Source organism: Enterococcus raffinosus, assembly GCF_001886185.1.
Classification (GTDB): domain Bacteria; phylum Bacillota; class Bacilli; order Lactobacillales; family Enterococcaceae; genus Enterococcus_A; species Enterococcus_A raffinosus.
The window spans coordinates 1-3,675 of sequence record NZ_JXLA01000078.1; the positions used below are offsets into that span (position 1 = coordinate 1).

General features: G+C 38.7%; 3 protein-coding genes. All 3 read left to right on the plus strand.

Annotated elements, in window-relative coordinates:
• Positions 1-119: 119 nt before the first annotated feature.
• The 3 genes from RV13_RS20045 (at position 120) to rpsT (ending at position 3,645) form a co-directional block, all read left to right on the plus strand.
• A complete protein-coding gene (locus tag RV13_RS20045) occupies positions 120-953 on the plus strand; it encodes an undecaprenyl-diphosphate phosphatase (protein WP_010744897.1) in 834 nt (277 codons plus the stop codon).
• Between the two features lie 289 nt (positions 954-1,242).
• Complete coding sequence (locus RV13_RS20050; protein ID WP_010744898.1) at positions 1,243-3,126, plus strand: heavy metal translocating P-type ATPase; 1,884 nt, start codon at positions 1,243-1,245, stop codon at positions 3,124-3,126.
• Positions 3,127-3,390: 264 nt separating this feature from the next.
• Positions 3,391-3,645 (plus strand): 30S ribosomal protein S20, encoded by a 255-nt coding sequence (rpsT, locus tag RV13_RS20055; protein WP_010744899.1) that lies wholly within the window; start codon positions 3,391-3,393, stop codon positions 3,643-3,645.
• Positions 3,646-3,675 lie beyond the last annotated feature (30 nt).

Genomic DNA, 3,675 nt, shown 5'->3' on the forward strand with positions numbered 1-3,675 from the left:
ACCCGTTCTCACGGGTGGATGTGTTACTCTTAAAAAAAGCTTAGCCTTTTTTCGATGGTCTTTTCAAGAGTGAAACGGTATACTGATTATTGTTATTAACTTGAAAGGACGTACACTTAATGCTTATCGCTAATATTTTTAAAGCAATTATTCTTGGAATTGTCGAAGGAATCACTGAATGGTTGCCTATTTCCTCGACAGGGCATTTGATTTTAGCAGATGAATTTATCAAATTAAATATGAGTCCTGCTTTTATTGAAATGTTCAATGTTGTGATTCAATTAGGAGCTATCCTAGCGGTCGTGGTTCTTTATTTTAGTAAGTTGAACCCTTTCGCACCAAGCAAAACACATGAAGAAAAACAGGACACCTGGACGTTATGGTTTAAAGTAATCATCGCTTGCTTGCCGGCAGCGGTGATTGGACTGCCTTTGGATGATTTTCTAGAGGAACATTTTCATAAGTTCTTGCCAGTTGCAATCATGCTGATCGTTTACGGGATCGCTTTTATTGTTGTAGAACGACACAATAAGACTAAGACGCCCAAATGCACCAATTTGAACGACTTTACGTATAAAGCCGCTCTTATCGTCGGAGCCTTTCAATTGCTCTCTCTAATCCCTGGAACTTCTCGTTCAGGCGCGACGATCCTTGGAGCTATTATCATCGGAAGTTCTCGTTTTGTAGCGACGGAATTCTCTTTCTTCCTCGGGATTCCAGTGATGTTTGGTGCCAGCGGGTTGAAAATCGTTAAATTCTTAATGAACGGCAATACCTTTGGGGGTTCTGAAATTATTGTTTTGTTAGTCGGTATGGTCACAGCCTTTATCGTATCGATTATCGCAATTAAGTTTTTATTGGATTATATCAAACGAAACGATTTTACCGTGTTCGGGTGGTATCGAATTGTATTAGGGATAATTTTGATCGGCTATTGGCTGATTGCTATGTAAGACCTGCCTTTTTAGCAGGTCTTTTTTTCTGTTTAAACTATATTAATTATAAATTAAAACGAATAGAAAATTTCTTGATTTTTAACGAGATATTCCTCTTTCACCGTTACAACCACTAATGATAGTCATTCTCAATTCCAATTGATAATCACTTTCGTTCTCAATTAGCTAATTTCATTATCATTTAGCCAAACTAATATGTTACTATAATAGTGAAAGAATAGTTAGTATCTTGATGAGCTATTACCATTAGATACATGTCAAGACTATTGAGAAAGGAGGAAAAGTGATGAGTAAAAAAGAACGCAATGCGTTTCTCTCTACCCTTTTCTGTTTATTGTTTTTAATTGTTGGTAGGATCTTAATTGGGCTTTCTCAGCCTATCTATCCTCTCTTTTTCATTGTTGCGATCATTAGCGGCGGTTGGAAGCAAACCTACGAAGGAATCAGTGAACTCGTGCAAGAACGCACCTTGAATGTCGATTTATTGATGGCGTTAGCTGCTATAGGAGCCTGTTTGATTGGAAATTGGTTTGAAGGGGCGATGCTGACCTTTATTTTCTGCTTAAGTGGTGCCTTGGAGGAGTATGCTACAAATAAAAGCACGAAGGAAATTACCGCACTAATGAATGTTGCTCCGAATGAAGCCTTGAAAATTATTGATGGTGAGCATGTCACGGTTCCTGTTGAAGAATTAAAATTGGGCGACTTGGTTTTTGTTCCTAAAGGAAAAGCGGTCCCTATTGATGGCCGAATGCTTGGAGCTTCCTCTATTGACGAATCTGCAATCTCTGGAGAATCCGTTCCTGTTGAAAAAAATATTGATGATGAAGCCTTTGGTGGAACAATTAATTTAGGGCAACCTTTTTCATTGGAAGTAACTAAGACAAGTAATGATACTCTTTTTGCGCATATTTTACGTTTGGTTGAAAATGCTCAAAATGAACAAACAGCAACTGCAACTTTCATTGAGAAAATTGAAAATGTATATGTCAAAATTGTTTTGCTAGCAGTTCCTCTAATGATTTTGTTTACACACTTCATACTTGATTGGAGCTTTACCGAAAGCTTTTATCGTGGAATGGTTTTATTAGTGGTTGCCTCACCTTGTGCCTTAGTTGCTTCTGCCACACCCGCTACTTTGGCTGCAATATCAAACGGCGCGAAAAAGGGAATCCTTTTTAAATCAGGAAAGACTTTAGAAAACCTGGCCGATTTACGGGCAATCTCCTTCGACAAAACGGGCACATTGACACAAGGAAAACCGCGAGTTACGGATTATAAAACCTTTTCAGATGACTCTGTGATTCCTCAATTATTTTTTTCAATGGAGCGGCAATCAACGCACCCTCTAGCGGTAGCAATCACAAAGTTTTTTAAGGATGAGAATGCTCTTGAATTAAATGTGGAGGAACGCGCAGGATTTGGACTAGTGACTACTTACCAAGATCAAACATGGCAACTCGGCAAACCAACTGATAAGCAGAAACACCCGTTGATTGACCAATGGCACGAAGAAGGAAAGACGGTCGTGGTTCTTAGTAAGAATGATCAAATTACTGCTCTACTTGCCCTAATGGACTTGCCTAAGCCGTATACAAAAGAAGTAATCACTTATTTCCAAGAGCAAAATGTTCAAACTGTCATGCTTACAGGTGATAATGTAGGTGCGGCCAGTTATGTTGCTCAGCAGCTTCACTTAAATGATTTTCATGGTGGGTGTCTACCAGCTGATAAAACTGATTTGGTGAAGCAACAGAAAAGGGACTATACGGTCAATGCGATGGTTGGGGACGGAATCAACGATGCCCCTGCCCTAGCCACTGCTAGCATTGGTGTCGCGATGGGCGAAGGAACGGATGTAGCCATGGAAGTTTCAGACATGGTGCTGATGAAAAATGATTTGACGAAATTGATGTATAGTCATCGCTTATCGAAAAAAATGAAACGGATTATTCGTCAGAACATCATATTCTCACTATGTGTAATCGTTTTTTTGATCGCAAGTAATTTTCTACAATTTCTGACACTGCCCTTAGGAGTCGTAGGCCATGAAGGAAGTACCATTCTTGTTATTCTCAATGGACTCCGGTTGCTGATACCCTTGAAGGAGCTTGCTGATATCGATGAAACGAAATGCTCCACATGTCCACTTTATAAAGCATCTCATTGATCACAAAAAGCTAGAATGATAAAGATTCTAGCTTTTTATCTATTTTTTCTTGATATCTTGGTAGCTTTTTTTATCTATATGGATGTACTACAGCTAACAGGCAATAGATAAAACGAGGCATTTGTCTATTGTTTCAAATATAATTTCTGTTAAGGAAAAAAACTTGTCACGATTTTATTGCATTGAAAAGCGGCTTTATGTATAATGAGTAATGTTGAATTGTACGGTTACAACCGTATAAGACTGAATTCGGAGGTGAAATCCATGCCAAACATTGAATCTGCAATCAAACGTGTTCGCACTAGTGAAGCTGCTAATGCTAAAAACTCATCACAAATGAGCGCAATGCGCACTACTGTTAAGAAATTTGAAGAGGCTGCTGCTGCTGGCGCTGAAAATATGAATGACCTTTATAAAGAAGCTGCTAAAGCAATTGATATGGCTGAATCAAAAGGTTTGATCCACAAAAACAAAGCAAACCGTGACAAAGCACGTCTTGCTAAAAAATTAGCTAAATAATAAGGCTCTTCGTCAACTAGTGTTGGTGAA